This window comes from Bartonella sp. TT121SHDZB (genome assembly GCF_042193415.1).
Taxonomy (GTDB): domain Bacteria; phylum Pseudomonadota; class Alphaproteobacteria; order Rhizobiales; family Rhizobiaceae; genus Bartonella.
In genome coordinates this window covers 79567-101347 of sequence record NZ_JBHILR010000001.1, presented here as the reverse complement: position 1 = coordinate 101347, position 21781 = coordinate 79567, and the positions used below count along the sequence as shown (strand labels likewise).

Genomic DNA, 21781 nt, shown 5'->3' with positions numbered 1-21781 from the left:
GTGAAAAGAATTTGTGTTTTTCATTGAAAGCGGTTTGAAAAAGGTTTTTTGGATGATTCTCGTTTCAACACGTTATAAGGAGCTTGTCGATAAAGGAGAGGTTTGTTTCGATACCGCTCAATTAGCTATAACAGAAAATTTTGATCATTTATTAAAAAAAATTGCGGAACAAAATATCTCTCGTCCTTGGCCTTCTATATTTTGTTCTTTCTTTAATAGAATATTTAAAAGGAAAAAACGAAATATTTCTTGTGTTGTAAAACAAGGAGATGAAACAGGTTTTTTTCAGGGATTGTATATTTATGGTGAAGTAGGACGGGGCAAAACCATGCTGATGGATTTGTTCTTTTCTTGTTTGCCGAAAGGTCATAAAAAGCGTGCCCATTTTAATGATTTTATGGCTGATGTGCATGAGCGTATTAATTTTTATCGTCAATCATCTGGGTGTGCAAAATTTAAACAAGATAATCCTATTTTAGCTGTTGCTGAGGATCTAGCACGAGAAGCAAAGGTACTTTGTTTTGATGAGTTTAGTGTAACAGATATTGCTGATGCTATGGTATTGGGGCGGCTTATTTCTGCTTTGTTTGATAAAGGTATTTTCTTTATTGCGACTTCAAATGTGGCGCCGGATAACCTCTATTATAATGGTTTAAATCGTGAACTCTTTTTGCCTTTTATTCAAGTTTTAAAAGCATATGTTTGTGTTGTTAATCTTGATGCAAAAACAGATTATCGTCTTGAAAAATCAAATCTACAGCCCGTGTATGTAATACCTTTAGGGAAAAAAGCAGATGAATGCATGGATCAAGCATGGGCACTTGTGTTACAAGGACATAAGGAGATATCTGATGAACTTTCTATAAAAGGGCGCCTTATCCCTATTCCGCGTTTTGGTGCGGGGTGTGCACGCTTTGATTATCGAGACTTGTGTGCAAAGCCTTTGGCTGCGGCTGAGTATTTGGTATTAGGCGAGCGTTATCATACGATTTTTATCGATAATGTACCGGTCATGGATGATACATGTCGCAATGAAACAAAACGGTTTATTTTGCTTATTGATATTCTTTATGAGCGCCACATACGATTATTTATGTCGGCAGCGGCAGGTGTGGAGGATTTGTATAAGGGGCATGCGCAGATTACGGAAACATTTGAGTTTCAAAGAACACAGTCACGTCTTTTTGAAATGCAAAGCTATGATTATTTGAAACTTTGGGAAGAACATTTTCTTTTGAAGAAGAAGCGTTGATTATACTTTTACCTTTACGTAAACTGTAAAAACAATAACTCTTTGAAATTAAAGATATGTAATAATTCTGTTGTATTTTTTTTTAATTCACTTTATCGATACATCGTGATAATTTTCTAATAGTTGTTTCTGCAGATGGTTGTTGTTTTTTTGTAAGGAGAGAAATTTGTAAATTTCATTTCTTTACTCGTTTTTATGATATTGTTTAAATATGATTGAAGTTAAAAATATTCAGTATACGGACGCAGGTGCAGTGTGCGCTGAATTATCTAACAGTTAGGAAAAAATAAAATGGCACGAAAAAAAATAGCTCTCATTGGTTCGGGTATGATTGGTGGTACTTTAGCACATATTATTGGGCTTAAAGAGCTTGGTGATGTTATTTTGTTTGATATTGCAGAAGGTATACCACAGGGTAAAGCTCTTGATATTGCTGAATCTTCACCTATTGATGGTTTTGATGTCAATTTAAAAGGTGCAAATGCTTATGAAGCAATTGAAGGGGTTGATGTTGTTATTGTAACAGCAGGAGTTGCACGGAAACCTGGTATGAGCCGTGATGATCTTTTGGGTGTTAATCTAAAAGTCATGGAACAAGTTGGTGCTGGGATAAAAAAATATGCGCCTTCAGCTTTTGTTATTTGCGTTACAAATCCCCTTGATGTAATGGTATGGGCATTGCAGAAATTTTCAGGTCTTCCTACCCATAAAGTGGTTGGTATGGCTGGTATTCTTGATTCAGCACGTTTTCGTCGTTTCTTGGCTGAGGAATTTAAAGTCTCTGTTAAGGATGTGACAGCGTTTGTTTTAGGTGGGCACGGTGATTCAATGGTGCCTTTGGTGCGTTATTCAACAGTTGGTGGTATTTCTTTGCCTGATCTTGTTAAAATGGGTTGGACAACACAGGAAAGAATTGATCAAATTATCCAACGTACTCGTGATGGTGGTGCGGAAATTGTTAGTTTGTTAAAAACAGGTTCTGCTTATTATGCACCAGCAGCTTCTGCTGTTTCTATGGCTGAAGCCTATTTAAAGGACACTAAGCGTGTTGTGCCTGTTGCAGCCTATCTTTCAGGGGAATATGGGGTTAATGATACCTACGTTGGTGTTCCTGTTGTACTTGGTGCAGGTGGTGTTGAAAGGGTCATTGAAATTGATCTTGATAAAGAGGAAAGAGGCGCTTTTGATTATTCAGTAAATGCGGTTAAAAAGCTTTGTGAAGCTTGTATTGCTCTTATGCCTAGTCTCAAGTAAATTGAACAAGATTTCGTTCATTAAAATAAAGTATTTAGAATATTACAACTTTAGGATTAATAATAATCCGTAAAAGAAAAGGACAAATGCATGAATATCCATGAGTATCAGGCCAAACGTCTGCTTCATGAATATGGAGCACCAATTGCAAATGGTGTTGCTGTTTATTCTGTAGAGCAAGCTGAAAAATGGGCAAAAAAATTGCCTGGACCTCTCTATGTGGTTAAAAGTCAGATACACGCTGGTGGTCGTGGTAAGGGTAAGTTTAAAGAACTTGGTTCTGATGCAAAGGGTGGTGTTCGGCTTGCACAATCTGTTGAAGAGGTTGTTGCAAATGTTCAAGAAATGCTTGGGAAAACGTTGGTAACCAAACAAACTGGTCCAGAGGGTAAGCAGGTCAATCGCCTTTATATTGAAGATGGTGCTGATATCGAACGGGAACTTTATCTTTCTCTTTTGGTTGATCGTAGTGTTGGTCGGATTGCTTTCGTTGTTTCAACAGAAGGTGGAATGGATATTGAAACAGTCGCTGAAGAGACACCAGAAAAAATATTCACGCTGTCTGTTGATTCTGTAGAGGGGGTTACTTCTGCTGATTGTGCAAGGATTTGTGATGCATTGGAATTGCGCGATAGTGCACGGGAAGATGGCGAAAGGCTTTTTCCGATTCTCTATAAGGCATTTTGTGAAAAAGATATGAGCCTTTTAGAAATCAATCCGCTTATTGTGATGAAAGATGGGCACTTGCGCGTTCTTGATGCGAAAGTTTCTTTTGATAATAATGCTCTGTTTCGTCATCCAGATATTTTAGAATTACGCGATCTTTCAGAAGAAGATCCAAAAGAAATCGAAGCATCAAAGCATGATCTTGCTTATGTTGCTCTTGAGGGCACAATTGGTTGTATGGTCAATGGTGCTGGTCTTGCTATGGCAACAATGGATATCATTAAGCTTTATGGAGCTGAGCCGGCAAATTTTTTGGATGTTGGTGGTGGGGCATCAAAAGAAAAGGTGACAGCTGCTTTTAAGATTATTACGGCCGATCCAAATGTTAAGGGCATTTTGGTTAATATTTTTGGTGGTATTATGCGTTGTGATGTTATTGCTGAAGGTGTGGTTGCTGCTGTTCGTGAGGTTGGTTTAAAAGTTCCCTTGGTTGTTCGTCTTGAAGGCACTAATGTTGAGCAGGGTAAAGCAATTATCAATGAGAGTGGTTTGAATGTTATTCCTGCTGATGATTTAGATGATGCTGCCCAAAAAATTGTTGCAGCTGTGAAGGGAGCTTAAGCTATGTCAATTCTTGTGAATAAAAAGACAAAAGTTCTCGTTCAAGGGCTTACAGGAAAAACAGGAACATTTCATACAGAACAGGCGCTTGCTTATCATGGTACGCAAATGGTTGGTGGCGTTAATCCTAAAAAGGGTGGAGAAATATGGGAAGGTTCAAAAGGCGAAACTCTTCCTATCTTTGCTAATGTTGCAGAAGCAAAAGAAAAAACAGGCGCGGATGCTTCCGTTATTTATGTTCCTCCTGCAGGGGCTGCGGAAGCTATTATAGAGGCTATTGAAGCTGAAGTTCGTTTAATTATCTGTATTACGGAAGGTATTCCCGTTATGGATATGGTTAAAGTGAAGGCGCGATTAGAAAACTCAAAGTCTCGTCTTATTGGTCCTAATTGCCCCGGTATTCTCACACCCAATGAATGTAAAATTGGTATTATGCCTGGTTCTATTTTTAGAAAAGGTTCTGTTGGAGTTGTCTCGAGGTCGGGAACTTTAACTTATGAAGCCGTTTTTCAAACGAGTCAGGAAGGTCTCGGACAAACAACTGCGATAGGGATTGGTGGTGATCCTGTTAAGGGTACTGAATTTATTGATGTGTTGGAAATGTTTTTAGCAGATGATGAAACCCAGTCTATTGTTATGATTGGTGAGATTGGTGGTTCTGCTGAAGAAGAAGCAGCACAGTTTTTGCAAGATGAAGCAAGAAAAGGTCGTAAAAAGCCAGTTGTTGGCTTTATTGCTGGCCGTACGGCTCCTCCAGGACGTACAATGGGACATGCTGGCGCTGTTATTTCTGGTGGTAAAGGTGGGGCAGAAGATAAAATTGCGGCAATGGAATCCGCCGGAATTCGGGTTTCTCCTTCACCATCACAGATAGGTAAGACTTTGATGTCAGTTTTAAAAGGCTAAAAGAAAATTTCACCTGAATAAGAATATGTTCTTAATTCAGGTGAAAAAAAATTTTAATATAAAAAGGTAAAGCTTTTTTAAATGTTCGAACCCTCACTTGCTTTGTAAGCATTTAAAGGTCGAAAAGAGATATGAGGAGACGGAATAAATGTTCCGGAGAGGTATATGGCAAGGCAGGACGAGATAAATAGTCTTTTTGCACAGACGTCATTTCTTTATGGTGGGAATGCGGATTATATAGATCAACTTTATGCCCAGTATGAAAAAGATCCTACCAGTGTTGATTCACAGTGGCGTGCTTTTTTTGCAGGCCTTCATGATAACAAAGAAGATGTTCTCAAAAATGCTGAAGGAGCAACATGGCAACATGATCATTGGCCATTAAAGGCGGATGGCGAGTTGGTTTCTGCTCTTGATGGTGATTGGTCTTCTCTCGAAAAATATCTTGGTGATAAATTAAAGGAAAAAGCAATAACCAGTGCTGCTCAAAAGGGAAGAATTTCCGGTGAACAAGATATTATTCGTGCAACACGTGATTCTGTTCATGCAATTATGATGATTCGTGCGTTTCGAGCACGGGGGCATCTTCATGCGCAGCTTGATCCTCTTAAATTGGCAGAAAAATTAGAAGATTATAAGGAACTTTCTCCAGAAGCTTATGGTTTTACTCCAGCTGATTATGAGCGTCCCATTTTTATTGATAATATTTTAGGGTTGGAATATGCAACTATTCCGCAAATGCTTGAGATTCTCAATCGTACCTATTGTTCAACAATCGGTGTGGAATATATGCATGTTTCTGATCCGGTTCAGAAAGCATGGCTTCAAGAACGCATTGAGGGGCGAGATAAGAAAATGGCTTTCACACAACAAGACAAGAAAGCTATCCTGAATAAGCTTATTCAGGCAGAAGGATTCGAACAGTTTTTAGACACTAAATATAAAGGTACAAAGCGTTTTGGACTCGATGGTGGTGAAGCGCTGATTCCTGCTCTTGAACAAATTATTAAATGTGGTAGTACTTTAGGGGTGCAAGAAGTTATTTTAGGAATGGCACATCGTGGTCGTTTAAATGTTCTTTCACAAGTTCTTGCCAAACCGCATAGAGCTATTTTTCATGAATTCAAAGGGGGATCTTATAAGCCTGATGATGTGGAGGGATCCGGTGATGTTAAATATCATTTGGGAACTACCGCTGATCTGGACTTTGATGGTAAAAAAGTTCACTTATCGCTGTTGGCTAATCCATCTCATCTTGAGATTGTTGATCCGGTTGTTATGGGGAAAGCACGTGCTAAACAAGATCAACTTGTAAGACCTACGCATACTGATTCACTCCCTTTAAGTGAGCGTTCAAAAGTGTTGCCATTGCTTATTCATGGTGATGCTGCTTTTGCAGGACAAGGTGTTATCCAAGAAACTTTTGGTCTTTCAGGTCTTAAAGGTTATCGTGTTGCAGGTTCACTTCATGTTATTATCAATAATCAGATTGGGTTTACAACATCTCCACATTTTTCACGTTCTTCGCCTTATCCATCAGATGTTGCAAAAATGATTGATGCACCAATTTTCCATGTGAATGGTGATGATCCTGAGGCTGTTGTTTTTGTTGCCAAAATAGCAACAGAGTTTCGTCAAATTTTCCATAAACCGGTGGTTATTGATATGTTTTGTTATCGCCGTTATGGGCATAATGAAGGTGATGAACCTTCCTTTACACAGCCGCTTATGTATAAAGCAATTCGTAATCATAAAACAACTCTTCAACTCTATAGTGATCAATTGGTAGCAGAAGGAATGATTACTTCGGAAGAGATTGAGCAACAAAAAAAATTATGGCGCGATAAACTTGAAGGTGAACTTGAAGCAAGTGCTTCTTATAAACCTAATAAGGCTGATTGGCTTGATGGGAGCTGGACGGGACTCAAAGCTTTTAGTAGTTCTGATGAGCAGCATTCTAGAACAACCGGTGTTGAATTAAAAACTTTAAAGGAAATTGGTCAGAAACTTGTCGAAATTCCAGCAGATTTTCATGTTCACAAAACCATTCAACGTTTTTTAAATAATCGTGCTAAAATTTTTGAAACCGGTGAGGGGGTTGATTGGGCAACCGCTGAAGCTTTAGCTTTTGGTTCACTTTGTTTGGAAGGAGCGCCGGTTCGTCTTTCAGGTGAAGATGTTGAACGTGGAACTTTTTCACAACGTCATTCAGTTCTTTATGATCAAGAGAATGAAGCGCGTTATATTCCTTTGAATCATTTACAAAAAGGGCAAGCGCTTTATGACGTTGTTAATTCTATGCTTTCTGAAGAAGCTGTTCTTGGTTTTGAATATGGATATTCTCTTGCTGAACCACGAGGGTTAACACTTTGGGAAGCACAATTTGGTGATTTCTCTAATGGTGCACAGGTCATTTTTGATCAATTTATTTCATCCGCAGAGCGTAAGTGGCTTCGTATGTCTGGTCTTGTGTGTTTATTGCCTCATGGTTTTGAAGGGCAAGGGCCGGAGCATTCTTCTGCACGTTTAGAACGGTTTCTTCAACTTTGTGCGGAAGATAATATGCAGGTTGCTAATTGTACAACCCCTGCAAATTATTTTCATATTTTGCGTCGACAAATTAAGCGTGATTTCCGTAAGCCATTGATTTTAATGACACCGAAATCACTCTTACGTCATAAGCGAGCGGTTTCTCTTCTCAATGAAATGGGGCCAGAAACAAGTTTCTGTCGTGTGTTGCTTGATGATGCAGAATGTCTCAAAGATTCTGTCATTAAGTTACAAAAAGATAATAAAATTCGCCGTGTCGTTCTTTGTACTGGTAAGGTTTATTACGACCTTTATGAAGAACGTGAAAAAAAGGGTATCGATGATGTTTATCTCCTTCGTGTTGAACAGCTTTATCCTTTCCCTGCAAAAGTTTTGGTGAATGTGTTATCGCGCTTTTTGCAGGCAGAAGTTTTTTGGTGCCAAGAAGAACCAAAAAACATGGGGGCTTGGTCATTTATTGAGCCTTATTTGGAATGGGTTTTGACACATATTAATGCGCAATATTCACGTGCTCGTTATGCAGGACGTCCTGCGAGTGCGTCACCGGCCTCTGGGTTAATGGTGAAACACCTTGAACAACTGACTGCGTTTCTTAAAGACGCGTTAGGTTCTTAATTTATTACTACTCTGAATGTATGGAAAAATATTATGACTACTGAAATCCGTGTTCCTACTTTGGGCGAATCGGTTACCGAAGCAACGGTTGGCAAATGGTTTAAAAAGCTTGGCGAAGCTGTTGCTATGGATGAGCCTTTGGTTGAATTAGAAACTGATAAGGTAACCGTTGAAGTTCCTTCTCCTGTTGCGGGGAAATTATCTGAAATCATCGCAAAAGAAGGCGATACGGTTGAAGTGAATGCTATTTTAGGAGCAGTGGAGGCTGGTGTCTCTCAATCGTTTTCGCCTCCTACTACATCTGTTCCAGCAGCTTCATCTGAAGCGCAGAAGCCTACTTCGAGCAGTACAATGCCTCCTTCACCTTCAGCAGCAAAATTGATGGCTGAAAATGATGTTGCAAAAAGTGATATTTCAGGTTCTGGAAAACGTGGACAAATTCTTAAAGAAGATGTTCTTGGTGGATTAGAAAAAAGGGCAAACGTTCTAACACTTTCTTCCTCTGCGACGAGTTCTTTGGCAACTCCTGTCCAAGAAACACGTGAAGAGCGGGTTCGTATGACGAAATTGCGTCAAACAATTGCGCGCCGTCTTAAAGATGCGCAAAATGTAGCAGCAATGTTAACCACATTTAATGAGGTTGATATGTCGGCGGTGATGGATTTGCGCAAGCGTTATAAGGATCTTTTTGAAAAAAAACATGGTGTTAAACTTGGTTTTATGGGTTTTTTTACTAAAGCTGTTTGTCATGCATTAAAAGAACTTCCTGCTGTTAATGCCGAAATTGATGGAACAGATATTGTTTATAAAAACTATGTCAATGTTGGGATTGCTGTTGGAACGGATAAAGGGCTTGTCGTTCCAGTGGTGCGTGATGCAGATCAAATGTCATTGGCAGAGATTGAAAAAGAGATTGGTCGTTTAGGACGTCTTGCACGCGATGGAAAATTAGCGGTTTCTGATATGCAAGGTGGAACTTTTACCATTACCAATGGAGGGGTGTATGGATCGTTGATGTCAACACCGATTTTGAATGCACCACAATCTGGTATTTTGGGAATGCATGCGATTAAAGAGCGAGCAATGGTGGTTGATGGCCAAGTTGTGATCCGCCCCATGATGTATTTAGCGCTTTCTTATGATCACCGTATTGTGGATGGGCAAGAAGCTGTAACTTTCCTTGTGCGTGTTAAGGAAAGCTTAGAAGATCCGGAACGCCTTGTTCTTGATTTGTAAAATACAGTTTTCAGGATGAAAGGAGAAACGGATGTCTTATGATGTGGCTGTGATCGGAGCGGGTCCAGGTGGTTATGTAGCAGCAATAAAGGCGGCGCAACTGGGACTTAAAGTAGCAATTATTGAAAAGCGTACAACATTAGGAGGAACATGCCTCAATGTTGGTTGTATTCCTTCTAAAGCGTTGTTGCATGCTTCAGAAGTGTTTGCTGAAACTCAGCATGGTTTTGAAACGCTTGGTATTTCTATTGGGAAATCTAAGCTTAATCTTGAACAAATGATGGTTCATAAGAAAGCTGTGGTGACAGCCAATACGAGTGGTGTTTCTTTTTTGATGAAAAAAAATAAAATTGATACTTTTTTTGGGATAGCTAAAATTTTGAGTGCGGGTCATGTGGAAGTTGTTGCCAGAGATGGTAATAAACAAACAATTGAAACAAAAAATATTATTATTGCTACCGGTTCAGAGAGTTCAGGCATTCCAGGGGTGAATGTTGAAATTGATGAAAAGACTATTGTTTCTTCTACGGGAGCTCTTTCACTTGAAAAAGTACCAGCGCATATGATTGTAGTGGGTGCTGGTGTCATTGGTTCAGAACTTGGATCAGTTTGGAGCCGTTTGGGTGCTAAAGTGACCATTATTGAGTATCTTAATAAAGTTTTGGGCTCAATGGATGGTGAAGTTTCACGGCAATTTCAGAAATTAATGGAAAAACAGGGGATTGAATATAAAACGGGTGCAAAGGTGACAGCTGTTACACAATCTGGCTCAACTGCTCAGGTGAGCTTTGAATCTGTCAAAGGTGGTGAGGCTGAAACTTTAGAGGCTGATGTTGTGCTTATTGCTACTGGACGTTCTCCGTATACGGAGGGGCTTGGCTTACAAGAGGCAGGTGTTCAGTTAGATGAGCGTGGTTTTATTGAAATTGATGCCCATTGGCAGACGAATGTTCCAGGAATTTATGCAATTGGTGATGTCGTAAAAGGGCCAATGTTAGCACATAAAGCAGAGGAAGAAGGTATTGCTGTGGCAGAAATTTTGGCAGGTCAAAAAGGACATGTTAATTTTGATGTTATTCCTAGTGTTGTTTATACACAGCCAGAAATTGCGAGTGTAGGAAGAACAGAAGAAGAGCTAAAAACTGCTGGTATTGAATATAATGTTGGCAAATTTCCTTTTATGGCCAATGGTCGTGCACGTGCAATGCAAAAGAGTGATGGGTTCGTTAAAATCCTTTCTGATAAAAAAACAGATAGGGTATTAGGAGGACATATTCTTGGATTTGGTGCTGGTGAAATGATCCATGAAATTGCAGTTTTAATGGAATTTGGTGGTTCATCAGAAGATCTGGGACGTTGTTGCCATGCACATCCTACCTTATCAGAAGCCGTGCGTGAGGCAGCTTTGGCAACATTTGCTAAACCACTTCATATTTAAAAAGCTTTTAAAAAGTACATTTTAAAAGGCACGGGGGCAGAAAATATTAGTGAAGCATGCAACAAAAAAAGGAATATAACCAATAGTATTGGAATGTTCCATTTGTTGTATGCTTTTCGATAATTACTTTTTTAGATATCTGTTGTGCACTATCGTTTAGAGCAGTGGTGTTTAGTCTATGTAAAGTTTTATATATGGGGTAGTTTTTATACTGTTATAAAATATTTAAAATAGGATTCCGAGCTTATCTGCGTGTTTTGTGTTAAGCAAACATCTCTCAAAATGCTCAAATCTACTTCGCGAGGGTGTTCGTGAATGGTATAGCTGTAAAGTTCCTCTTGAAATATATGAAATTCATTCAAACTGTTACAAGACCTATTGTGCACCATCATCTTTATGTTTAGTAAAAGTACACACTGACATTATAATACACTTTTTCAGTTCTCAATATTGCTAAAGCTCTTTATTATTTGAGAGTTTTCATAAGAGAAATTTGTCATTTTTTACTCATACGCTTGCTTTGTTTGTGATGTGCAGACAAAAGATTTTAATTGCTTCAATGTGAGAGAGCTTGTGATTAAGAGAATCTTATAGTATTCAGCGTTATGAATCAAATTGAAAATGATGATTTATTATTATAAATCAAAACGTTATATATGAAGAGGGAAGTCAAAAGGAATTCACCCAAAGAAATTGAATTGTTTAATGATTGGTGTAGGTTAAGGATCTTTGTCATTTAAGATGAAGAGGGGAGGGATTGAATATTCTAAAAAATACCGCTCTTATTTAAAAGAGCAGTATTTTTATATCTTTTGTTTATGACACTATCTTTTTGATGATAAGACAAGTCATACAGTGTTATTAAATTAGTTTTTGCTTCTCTGTTTATCTTGATCATTGCTTGCTATGTCTTAAAAAGATGATATGTCTCTTCTTTAAGGTTGTTAAGAAATCGCAATGTTGCCAAAATATAACGAATAGCTAAAATTTTTTTGAAAACCATAATTACACGAGAATATTAAGTTTGTTTTCATAGAGCAGTTTTGTGATAACTTAAAAAATTAAGCATATGCTTTCTATAGGTATTAAAATTGTAATTTTTTATCCTCTTGTTGTTCTCTTATAAAAGTGGGAAGCCCCATATGATCAAGATATTTAAGGAAAGGGTGGGGTGGTAATTCCTCTACATTGACCATAGTTTTAACATCCCATTCGCCTGTGGCAATAAGAAGGGCTGTTGCGGCTGCTGGTACGCCGGCTGTATAAGAAATACCTTGTGCACCAGTTTCGTTAAAAGCTTGTTGGTGATCAGTTATATTATAGATAAAAACTTCTCTGGGCTTTTCATTTTTTTCACCTTTAATAAGATCTCCAATACAGGTTTTTCCTGTGTAGTCTGGGGCGAGAGAGGAAGGGTCGGGTAAGACAGCCTTCACGACTTTCAAGGGCACGACTTCTTGTCCTTCTGCTGTTTTAATGGGCTGTTCAGATAAGAGACCAAGATTTTTTAGAACCGTAAAAACAGTGATATAACGATCACCAAATCCCATCCAGAAACGGACATTCTCTACATCAAGATTTTTGGATAATGAATGAATTTCATCATGTCCTGTCATATAGGCTTTTTGTTTTCCCACAACGGGAAGATCCCATTCATGGCTGATTTCAAACATTTTGTTGGAAGTCCATTTTTTATTTTGCCATGACCATACTTGTCCTGTAAATTCACGGAAGTTAATTTCTGGATCAAAATTTGTAGCAAACCAACGTCCATGATTTCCGGCATTAATATCAATAATATCAATATCTGTGATTTTATCAAAATAATCATCGCGCGCTAATGCCGCATAAGCATTCACTACACCTGGGTCAAAACCTGCTCCTAAAATAGCGGTTATACCAGCTTTTTCACATTCTTGACGTCGAGGCCATTCATAATTGCTATACCAAGGAGGTGTTTCACAAATTTTCAATGGGTCTTCATGAATCGCTGTATCGATATAGGCGCATTTGGTTTCAATACAAGCTGAAAGAACAGACATATTAAGAAAGGCAGAACCAACATTAATGACAATTTCACATTTGGTCTTTTGGATGAGCTTTATAGTTTCTTCTACATTCATGGCATTGAGCGAATGGCTTTTGAGAACACCTTGCTCTTTCATTGTGTTTTTTTCTTTAATAGAAGCAATGATGGCTTCACATTTTTTGAGTGTTCGTGAAGCAATGTGAATTTCACCAAGAATATCATTGTTTTGAGCACATTTGTGTGCAACAACTTGAGCAACACCTCCAGCACCAATAATGAGAACATTTTTTTTCATTGTAGGTTCATCTCCTTTTTAATACTGTTGTATGACGTTTTTATGGTTGATCTTTATGAAAGGCTTTCCTGATAGTCGTTATAGCTGAATTGGCGTTGAAGTATTAATGTACCATCGCACTCTTTGAGAACAATAGCAGGCATTGTAACGCCATTAAACCAGTTTTTCTTGACCATTGTATAACCTGCTGCATCCTGAAAAGACAGTCTATCGCCTATTTTAAGGGGGGTTTGAAATTGAAATGTTCCAAAAATATCGCCGGCAAGACAAGATTTTCCACAAATCATAATTTCGTGTGGTCCTTGATTGGGTTCTAATTTAGCACTTTCACGATAAATGAGAAGATCAAGCATATGTGCTTCAATTGAGCTATCAACGATGGCTAGATTCTTTTCATTATACAATGTGTCAAGAACACTGACTTCTAATGTGGTGCTTTTAGTAATAGCAGCTTCTCCTGGTTCTAGAAAAAGAGTGACACCATGGGTTTTAGAAAATTGTTTTAAGCGTTTTGCGAAAGCTTCTAGAGGATAATTCTCAGCCATAAAATGGATTCCGCCGCCAAGGCTTATCCAGTCAACAGCAGAAAAAAGTTCTGCAAATTTTTTTTCCATATACCCAAGCATTTGGTTAAAAAGATTAAAATCAGCATTTTCACAATTGTTATGGATCATCAATCCGTTGATAAGAGGCAGAACTTCTTTGATAGCGCTTTGGTTTGTTTCTCCTAAGCGGCTAAAAGGGCGAGAGGGATTGGCAAGATCAAAATTTGATGCGCTGATTCCTGGATTTAACCTTAAACCTCTTTGAATGGTTTTTGTTGCATCAGAAAAGCGTTGAAGCTGTTGGATGGAATTAAAGATGATTTTATCTGCATAACCACAGGCCTCATCAATTTCATCATCTGCCCAAGCCACTGAATAAGCATGGGTTTCTCTGCCAAATTTTTCTCTTCCTAAACGAAGTTCATAAAGGGATGATGATGTGGTTCCATCCATGAACTCAGACATTAAATCAAAAACACTCCATGTGGCAAAACATTTTAAAGCAAGTAAAATTTTAGCTCCGGACATTTCCCGTAAACGAGAAATCGTTTGCATGTTTTTGATGAGTTTCGATTTGTCTATAAGATAATAGGGGGTTTTTATCATCATTTATTCATTCTTTTTTGAAGGATCTTATTGCCAAGATCAACGTTTAGTACAAAGAGTAACAGAATGTCTCAAGAAAAAAGAGTCTTAAGAAAAGAATCTGTTTCTGTCTAGCAAGAGAAAGGCTTTCTGTAATTACTATTGTTTATTATGTTGAGTTTTTTGTTATGAGTATGAAAAAAAAATTATCTTATGCTTTAGCTTTTGTATTTGTTAGCAGTTTTTTCATTATAACAACCACTCTTGTTAATTGGGGGCAAAATAGAAGTGATGCTAAAGCAAAACTGGTTACTCAGATTTCTGTCCACGATAGTTCGGTGCCTTTGATTTTTACGGGGCGTAGAGAACTTAATGGTTTTAAGGGTTATCATCATTATCGGCGTGGTTATGTTAAGTATAAAGATAATTGGTGGTATCCTGAAGCGGCATTTGTTACATCACCGCACTTAAACACAAAAGGCACATCATTAAAAGTTGTATCAGATGCTAAAAGCATGTTTTTAACGTCTTCTTCAGAAAAATTAGAAAAAAAAGAGCCATGGATGCTTAAGCAACATATTGAATCTTGCCGTGTGCGTTATCGCTCTTATAATAAAAAAGATAATAGTTTCCAGCCTTTTCATGGACCTCGTAAACAGTGTTTATCACGCTTTTTTAAAGGATAGAAATTAAATAAAATTTTAATTGCTTCTTGTCGTGAGCGTTATTGTTCTTACAATAAAGAGAAGACTTGTGTGGTGCGCAGTATTTTCATGCCAGCATTGTTTTTTTTTAATTTTAAATGCTTTTAAGTTTTATTAAATCTTATTATCATTAAGTGTGGAATGGGGGGTGAGAATATAAATTTTTGTTTTGTCGATGACAAAATATTAAGGCAAAATGGAGTTTAAAGAATGACAACACGGGAAGCAATGTTGGTATTGCTCGTTTTGCTTCCCTTTGGTGGAAGTGCTGTCATTGGCTTTTTTCGTTCAACAGCAAAAAATAACGAAGCCTGGTTTGCTGGGATTGTTGCACTTTTCTGTCTTATTTTTACAATAATGCTTTATCCGGAAGTTCGCGGAAACCACATAGTGCGTTTAGATATTTCTTGGCTTCCAGAATGGGGAAGCGATTTGATTCTCCGCATAGATGGTTTGTCGTGGCTTTTTTGCTTGCTTATTACAGGGATTGGGCTGCTTGTTGTCATTTATTCACGTTATTACATAGATCCAGCGGATTCTGTACCGCGTTTTTTTTCCTTTTTTTTGGCCTTTATGGGATCAATGATAGGAATAGTTTTATCAGGTAATCTCGTCTTTTTGGTTGTTTTCTGGGAACTCACCAGTATTTTTTCTTTTTTGTTGATCGGCTATTGGTACCATAATGCAAGTGCGCGTGAGGGTGCGCGTATGGCTTTAACGATCACAGGTTTTGGCGGCTTTGCCCTTTTTATTGGAGTTTTATTGATTGGGTATACTGTTGGCAGTTTTGATTTGGATAAGGTGCTGCAGTCTGGAGATATGATCCGGTCAAGTTCTCTTTATAGTCCTATCCTTATTTGTATTTTATTGGGAGGGTTAACAAAAAGCGCGCAATTTCCCTTTCATTTTTGGCTACCTAACGCGATGGCTGCTCCAACTCCCGTATCGGCTTATTTGCATTCGGCAACAATGGTAAAAGCGGGATTGTTTTTGCTTGTTCGTTTATGGCCTGTGCTCTCTGGAACAGAATCTTGGTTTTGGCTGGTTGGCTTTTCAGGACTCTCAACTCTTCTTCTAGGTGCCTATTTTTCCATGTTTCAGCAAGACTTGAAAGGACTGCTTGCTTACTCGACTATTAGTCATCTTGGATTAATTACAACACTTTTAAGTCTTGGTAGTCCACTTGCATGTGTTGCGGCGATCTTTCATATGGCCAATCATGCTACTTTTAAAGCTTCTTTATTTATGGCTGCTGGCATTATTGATCACGAGACGGGAACACGTGATATGCGTAAACTGTCAGGGCTTTATCGTTCTATGCCTATTACAGCGACTCTTGCTTTAGTTGCGAGTGCAGCGATGGCTGGGGTTCCTTTGTTGAATGGTTTTTTATCGAAAGAGATGTTTTTTGCTGAAGCTGTTGAAACGCATATGGAATCATGGCTCGATTGGATTGCACCTTATGTGGCAACGCTAGCTAGTCTGTTTAGTGTGACCTATTCTATACGCTTTATTCATGGCGTTTTTTTAGGACCAAAGCCTGACAATTTACCCAAGACTCCCCATGAACCACCGCATTTCATGCGTTTACCAATGGAGCTTTTGGTGTTTATTTGTTTAGCGGTTGGTATTTTTCCTAATTTAACAATAGGACCTATTTTAGATAATGCGGTCGTGTCTGTTTTAGGACCAATGACAATTCCTTATAGTTTGGCTGTTTGGCATGGGTTTAACACTCCATTAGTGATGAGCTTTGTTGCATTATTAGGGGGCGGATTGCTCTATGCTGTTGGGCATCGTTATTTTTTATCCTGTGATGATGGGGCTCCCTTTTTTCGTCATTTGAAAGGACCGCGTATTTTTGAACGCATTCTCGTAATTATTTCTTGGAAATGGGCCCGTGCGGTGGAATCTGCTTTGTCAACACGCCGTTTGCAGATCCAATTGCATTGGATTTTTTGGGTCTGTTTTGCATTTGTTGGTCTTTTGCTTTGGTGTGATGGTTTAATCGCAGTAGGAGGATTACCACTTTTTCCACTTGATATTCCTTTTCTTGCTCTTTGGTTAGTCGGTGGATTGTGTGCTCTTTTAGTGGCTTGGCAAGCAAAGTTTCATCGTCTTGCATCACTCATGCTGTTGGGAGGAGCGGGACTGATGACTTGTGCAACCTTTTTATGGCTTTCTGCGCCCGATTTGGCAATAACGCAATTGGTTGTTGAAGTCGTGACAGCTGTCTTATTATTGCTTGGTTTGCGTTGGTTGCCTAAGCGTGTGCATAATCCTGCTCCAACGTCTGTTCACTTTTGGGTGCGTGTACGTCGTGCCCGTGATTTCATCATAGCAATTATGGGAGGCGCTGGTGTTGCATGGCTCTCTTTTGCTGTGATGACACGTCCTCAAGGAACAACAGTTTCTCATTTTTTTCTGGAGAATGCTTATTCTAGTGCTGGTGGTCGCAATGTTGTGAATGTGTTATTGGTTGATTTCCGTGGTTTTGATACTATGGGAGAAATTGTGGTTTTGGGGGCTGTTTCACTGACTGTCTTTGCCCTTTTGCGTCGATTCCGCCCAGCTCCTGAAAGTATTGATGCACCGTTTCAACAACGGGCTCAGGAAGCTTTTGATAAGGCACAGCCGAATCGGAATGTGGGGGATACAGTATTGAATTATCTTGCTATTCCTTCTGTTATTATGGGGTGGCTCTTTTCTGTTATTATTGCTTTTTCTTTTTATTTATTCGTGCGAGGTCATGATCTTCCAGGAGGTGGATTTGTCGGTGGAGTAACTTTAGCAATAGGATTTATTTTGCAATATCTTGCACGAGATATTCGTTGGGTGGAAAGCCATTTGAGAGTTTTGCCTTTACGCTGGATAGGCTTTGGTTTATTGCTATCGGTTCTAACGGGAATAGGAGCTTTGTTTGTTGGGTACCCTTTTTTAACATCATTTTTCCAATATATTCATGTGCCGGTGATCGGAAAAGTTCCTATAGCATCTGCTTTTTTGTTTGATTTTGGTGTGTTTTCTCTTGTGTTGGGAGCAACGGTTCTCATTTTAATTGCACTTGCACATCAGTCAATACGGAGTTACCGAATCAGTAAAAAACCTACTTTGAAAGATAAGGAAAATTAATGGAAATTATTCTTTCTTTGGCGCTTGGTATTCTTGTTGGATCTGGAATTTGGCTCATTTTGCGCCCCCGAACTTTTCAAGTCATTCTTGGTTTGTCTTTGATATCCCATGGTGTCAATCTTTTCATGTTCGCAATGAGTCGACCACGGAGTAATGCAGCGCCAATTGTTGATCCTACTACGGTGATTAGTACAGCTAATTATGTGGATCCTCTTCCACAGGCTTTGGTTTTAACTGCGATTGTGATCGGTTTTGCAACGACAGCTTTATTTTTGGTTATCTTGTTGGTTTCACGTGGTTTAACAGATTCAGATCACGTTGACGGACGTGAGGTACAGTGATGGGAGCTTGCGTGCATCATCTTCTTATCTTGCCTATTCTTTTGCCATTAAGTACTGGAGCATTTCTTCTTTTCTATGATGAACGTCGTTCAAAATTGAAATCATTCATAAGTATTTTTTCTGCTGCATTGTTAGTCGTTGTTGCTATTTTATTGGTAAGGCGTGCTCTTGAAGTTGCACCAACTTTGGATGTTTATCGGCTTGGTAATTGGCCTTCCCCTTTCGGTATTGTTTTGGTGCTTGATCGCTTAAGTGCTATGATGCTTTTACTTTCTAGTCTGTTGACCACTGCGGCATTGGTTTTTGCACGGGCACATTGGTATAAAGCGGGTCCACATTTTCAGTCATTGATGCAATTTTTCATGGTTGGAATAAACGGCGCTTTTTTGACAGGTGATTTATTTAATTTATTTGTATTTTTCGAAGTGATGTTAACAGCTTCTTATGGACTTGCGTTGCATGGCTCTGGTCCGTTACGTGTGCGTGCTGGGTTGCATTATGTTGTGGTTAATCTGGTTGCTTCGTTGTTTTTTCTCGTTGGTGCGGCGCTCATTTATGGAATCGTGGGTACGCTCAATATGGCTGATTTGGCTGTAAAAATAAAATATATAGCCTTTAGCGATATGACTTTATTCGAAATAGGAGCTGCATTTTTGGGGATTACTTTCTTGCTTAAAGCAGGGGTGTGGCCATTGAATTTTTGGTTGATGCCAACCTACAGTGCAGCAGTAGCGCCCGTTGGAGCTTCTTTTGCTCTTTTAAGCAAAGTTGGTATTTATATTATTTTACGTTTAACATTGTTATGGTTTGGATCTGAAAGTGGACATTTTAGCCATTTTGGTCAAACGGTTTTGTTTTACGGTGGTCTTGCCACTATGGCTTTTGGTTTTATTGGGGTGTTGGCAAGCCAAGTCTTAGTACGTTTGGCAGCTTATAGTGTTTTGGTCTCTTCTGGGACATTGTTGACAGCGATTGGGATTGGGAATACAGCACTGATCGCAGGTGCACTCTTTTATATTGTTTCTTCAACTTTGGCACTTGGTGCTTTTTTTCTTTTGGTGGAGTTGGTTGAACGTTGTCAAGATGTAGCAGCCAATGTTCTGACGGTTACAATGGAAGTCTATGGTGACGATGAAGAGGAGGAAGAAGATGAAGTGGGGACCTATTTGCCGGTAACTTTGGCAATTCTTGGGGTTTGTTTTGGGCTTTGTGCACTTTTAATTATTGGCCTACCACCTTTTTCTGGTTTTGTTGCTAAATTTATGATGTTCGTGGCGATCTTAAACTATAGTAAAGAAAATATTTCTACCTCTCTACCCGTTTATCATGATTGGCTTTTTATTATTTTCGTTACCATATCTAGTTTTGCTGCTTTGATTGCGATGACACGAACGGGTATTCGAACTTTTTGGGTTTCTCTTGAAGAGAAGATTCCACGGGTGCAGGTGATTGAATTTGCTTCCGTTGTCGTTCTCCTTGCTTTGTGTTTTCTTATTACAATTGTTGCTGGTCCTGTTAGTCGTTATATGTTTGAAACAGCCAAAGCTTTGTATGAACCTCAAAACTATATTGGAAGTGTTTTAGATGATTTTTCTCTCAAAAATAGGGGGATGAATTAGTGAAACATTGTTATTTTTTCTCTTTTTCCAGCGTGGCAATTATTTTTATGTGGCTGATTTTAAATGGTTTTAGTTTCGGCCAATTGCTTTTAGGCGTTATCATTGCGTTGTTTGGGAGTTGGATGATGCGGCTTCTTGAGTCGGAAAAGATAATCATTAAAAGTTGGTGCGCAGTTTTTCAGTTGTTTTTTCGCGTGTTTATCGATTCTATTGTTTCAAATATTGCAGTGGCTTGTTTCGTTTTAACCAAAAGATCCCGAAAACATCAGTCCGGTTTTATTGTGGTGCCTATTTCGCTCGAAAGTCCTACAGCTTTAGCTGTTTTGGCATGTATTCTTTCTGCAACTCCGGGTACTGTTTGGATTGCCTATAATAGAAAGAATAGTGAACTTTTGCTTCATGTTTTAAATTTCAAAAATGGATATGATTACCAAAAATTGATCAAAAAACGCTATGAGCAATTACTTTTGGAGATTTTTTAATGAGTATGGTAATCCTTTATTGGGGACTTTATCTTTCGCAGTTTTTTTTAAGTTTGGCAATGATTCTTGCACTTTTTCGGTTGATTCGTGGTCCACGGGCGCAAGATCGGATTGTGGGGTTGGATTCTCTTTATATAATCACTATTCTTTTGTTTCTTACATTCGATATCCGTTCAGGAACAACCATTTATTTTGTTGCAGCTCTCATTATTGGATTATTGGGTCCTGTATCAAGTATTGCGTTGGCAAAATTTTTAATGCGGGGAGAGATTATTGAATGAAGAATGATGTATCGCTTATTGTTGCTATTGTTATTACGTTTTTTTTGATAGTAGGATCTGGTCTCACATTGATTGGAATGATAGGATTGATGCGTCTTCCCACTTTTTATAAGCGTTTACATATGCTTTCGTTAAGTACAAGTTGGGGCGCTAGCAGTATTCTTATTGCGTCGTTTCTTTACTCAATTTTTGTAGATCATCATTTTGTTTTTCACGAATTTTTGTTGATGATTTTTTTATTTGTAACAATACCCGTTGCTTCTATGCTCGTATCACAAGCGGCGGCTTATCGAAATTCTTCAAAAAATAAATTAAAAAAACCTCTGGCTCTTTTATCACGTCAGATGGAAGAAAACACATCTGCTTCAGAAGAAATATCATGTGATACAAGCCAGAGCGATTTTTAAGATATAATAAGCTTTTTTATTCTGTTTTTTGTTCTTCTACACATCGGATAAGATTTTTTTCTTCTGGATCATTAATGAGATCAGAAAGTGTGGCCTCATTTCCTTTTGTCCACCATATGTATGGTCCTCCCATATATTTTACTCCAGAAGCACTTATGCTACGGGAAGCAATGATACGTTTTCCGTTCCATTTAAAATCAACAAGTGAAATGTTACCAGCATTGAGATAGGTTGCTTCAATACGCTTTTTATTTGTGCTTGTATCGCATTGATAGGCAACAACTTCTGTTGTTGGCTCTGGATCATCTGGTACCTCAATAACTAAAGAGCCAGCAAAGGCGTTAAGTGAACCGAATAGCGGTAGGCTTAAAGCAGCGAAAAATCCTACAATAAAAGCTTTTTTCATGATATTTCCTCAGTTATTTAAAATAATAACGTTGATTCATCCTGACAGAGGATGGGATTTTTTTCTTCTGGATCTTGAATAAGATCGTAAAGTGTTACTTCTTTGTTTCTTTCCCACCAGATATATTGCTCTCCCACATATTTTGCTCCAGAAGCAGAAATAACATTCGCAGCGATAATATGATCGCTTTTCCATTTGAAATCAACCAATGAAATATTGTCAGCGTTATGATAGGTTGCTTCAACGCGTTCTTTTTTCTCTCCTATATTACATTGATAAGTTATGGTTTGTGTTTTTGGATTGTCTGATACCTCAATGATTAAAGAAGCAGCTAAGGTACAGCTGACATTGAAAAATAATAAAGAGGAAAAAAATCCTAAAATACGTAGAGTTTTTTTCATAATGCTTCCCTATATG

18 protein-coding genes are annotated in these 21781 nt (G+C 38.4%); 14 read left to right on the top strand and 4 right to left on the bottom strand.

The features are described 5' to 3' along the window. Positions 1–52 precede the first annotated feature (52 nt). From zapE to lpdA, 7 genes are all read left to right on the top strand, one after another. The gene (gene zapE / locus ACFIKI_RS00425) at positions 53–1252 is read left to right on the top strand and encodes a cell division protein ZapE (protein ID WP_375665074.1); all 1200 of its coding nucleotides are present in this window, start codon (positions 53–55) and stop codon (positions 1250–1252) included. A gap of 291 nt (positions 1253–1543) precedes the next feature. Further along, positions 1544–2506 carry a malate dehydrogenase gene (gene mdh / locus ACFIKI_RS00420; RefSeq protein ID WP_375665071.1) on the top strand — a complete coding sequence of 321 codons (963 nt, stop codon included), beginning with the start codon at positions 1544–1546 and terminating at the stop codon, positions 2504–2506. A gap of 90 nt (positions 2507–2596) precedes the next feature. After that, a complete protein-coding gene (gene sucC / locus ACFIKI_RS00415) occupies positions 2597–3793 on the top strand; it encodes an ADP-forming succinate--CoA ligase subunit beta (protein ID WP_375665069.1) in 1197 nt (398 codons plus the stop codon). Between the two features lie 3 nt (positions 3794–3796). Continuing rightward, positions 3797–4699, top strand: a complete 903-nt coding sequence (gene sucD, locus ACFIKI_RS00410) for a succinate--CoA ligase subunit alpha (RefSeq protein ID WP_375665067.1) — start codon at positions 3797–3799, stop codon at positions 4697–4699. 165 nt (positions 4700–4864) lie between these two features. After that, the gene (locus ACFIKI_RS00405; RefSeq protein WP_375665065.1) at positions 4865–7864 is read left to right on the top strand and encodes a 2-oxoglutarate dehydrogenase E1 component; all 3000 of its coding nucleotides are present in this window, start codon (positions 4865–4867) and stop codon (positions 7862–7864) included. A gap of 33 nt (positions 7865–7897) precedes the next feature. Next, positions 7898–9100, top strand: coding sequence for a 2-oxoglutarate dehydrogenase complex dihydrolipoyllysine-residue succinyltransferase (gene odhB, locus ACFIKI_RS00400; RefSeq protein WP_375665063.1), 1203 nt, complete (start codon positions 7898–7900; stop codon positions 9098–9100). Positions 9101–9131: 31 nt separating this feature from the next. Then, a complete protein-coding gene (gene lpdA, locus ACFIKI_RS00395) occupies positions 9132–10538 on the top strand; it encodes a dihydrolipoyl dehydrogenase (protein ID WP_375665061.1) in 1407 nt (468 codons plus the stop codon). Between the two features lie 1085 nt (positions 10539–11623). Here lpdA and ACFIKI_RS00390 read toward each other — a convergent pair. Further along, positions 11624–12862, bottom strand: coding sequence for a saccharopine dehydrogenase NADP-binding domain-containing protein (locus ACFIKI_RS00390; protein ID WP_375665059.1), 1239 nt, complete (start codon positions 12860–12862; stop codon positions 11624–11626). A 53-nt stretch (positions 12863–12915) separates the two neighbouring features. After that, positions 12916–14013 (bottom strand): carboxynorspermidine decarboxylase, encoded by a 1098-nt coding sequence (locus ACFIKI_RS00385; RefSeq protein WP_375665333.1) that lies wholly within the window; start codon positions 14011–14013, stop codon positions 12916–12918. A gap of 167 nt (positions 14014–14180) precedes the next feature. On the opposite strand from ACFIKI_RS00385, the gene ACFIKI_RS00380 reads away from it, so the two are divergent. The 7 genes from ACFIKI_RS00380 to mnhG all read left to right on the top strand — a co-directional run bounded on the left by ACFIKI_RS00380 (position 14181) and on the right by mnhG (position 20958). Further along, entirely contained in the window at positions 14181–14678 is a 498-nt protein-coding gene (locus tag ACFIKI_RS00380; RefSeq protein WP_375665057.1) for a BA14K family protein, read from the top strand. 228 nt (positions 14679–14906) lie between these two features. Then, a complete protein-coding gene (locus tag ACFIKI_RS00375) occupies positions 14907–17828 on the top strand; it encodes a monovalent cation/H+ antiporter subunit A (protein WP_375665055.1) in 2922 nt (973 codons plus the stop codon). Then, positions 17828–18169 (top strand): Na+/H+ antiporter subunit C, encoded by a 342-nt coding sequence (locus ACFIKI_RS00370; protein ID WP_375665053.1) that lies wholly within the window; start codon positions 17828–17830, stop codon positions 18167–18169. Before ACFIKI_RS00375 ends, ACFIKI_RS00370 begins: the two co-directional genes overlap by 1 nt. Further along, positions 18169–19788: a monovalent cation/H+ antiporter subunit D gene (locus ACFIKI_RS00365; protein ID WP_375665051.1), complete on the top strand. Its 1620-nt coding sequence runs from the start codon at positions 18169–18171 to the stop codon at positions 19786–19788. The genes ACFIKI_RS00370 and ACFIKI_RS00365 overlap by 1 nt, the downstream gene beginning before the upstream one ends. Then, on the top strand, positions 19788–20270 hold the full coding sequence (locus ACFIKI_RS00360) for a Na+/H+ antiporter subunit E (protein ID WP_375665049.1): 483 nt from the start codon (positions 19788–19790) through the stop codon (positions 20268–20270). The genes ACFIKI_RS00365 and ACFIKI_RS00360 overlap by 1 nt, the downstream gene beginning before the upstream one ends. After that, positions 20270–20551: a K+/H+ antiporter subunit F gene (locus ACFIKI_RS00355; protein ID WP_375665047.1), complete on the top strand. Its 282-nt coding sequence runs from the start codon at positions 20270–20272 to the stop codon at positions 20549–20551. The genes ACFIKI_RS00360 and ACFIKI_RS00355 overlap by 1 nt, the downstream gene beginning before the upstream one ends. Continuing rightward, the gene (gene mnhG / locus ACFIKI_RS00350; RefSeq protein WP_375665045.1) at positions 20548–20958 is read left to right on the top strand and encodes a monovalent cation/H(+) antiporter subunit G; all 411 of its coding nucleotides are present in this window, start codon (positions 20548–20550) and stop codon (positions 20956–20958) included. Before ACFIKI_RS00355 ends, mnhG begins: the two co-directional genes overlap by 4 nt. Before the next feature lie 16 nt (positions 20959–20974). Here mnhG and ACFIKI_RS00345 read toward each other — a convergent pair whose 3' ends face one another. Then, on the bottom strand, positions 20975–21364 hold the full coding sequence (locus ACFIKI_RS00345; RefSeq protein WP_375665043.1) for an MliC family protein: 390 nt from the start codon (positions 21362–21364) through the stop codon (positions 20975–20977). Between the two features lie 17 nt (positions 21365–21381). After that, positions 21382–21765 (bottom strand): MliC family protein, encoded by a 384-nt coding sequence (locus ACFIKI_RS00340; RefSeq protein ID WP_375665040.1) that lies wholly within the window; start codon positions 21763–21765, stop codon positions 21382–21384. Between the last annotated feature and the right edge of the window lie 16 nt (positions 21766–21781).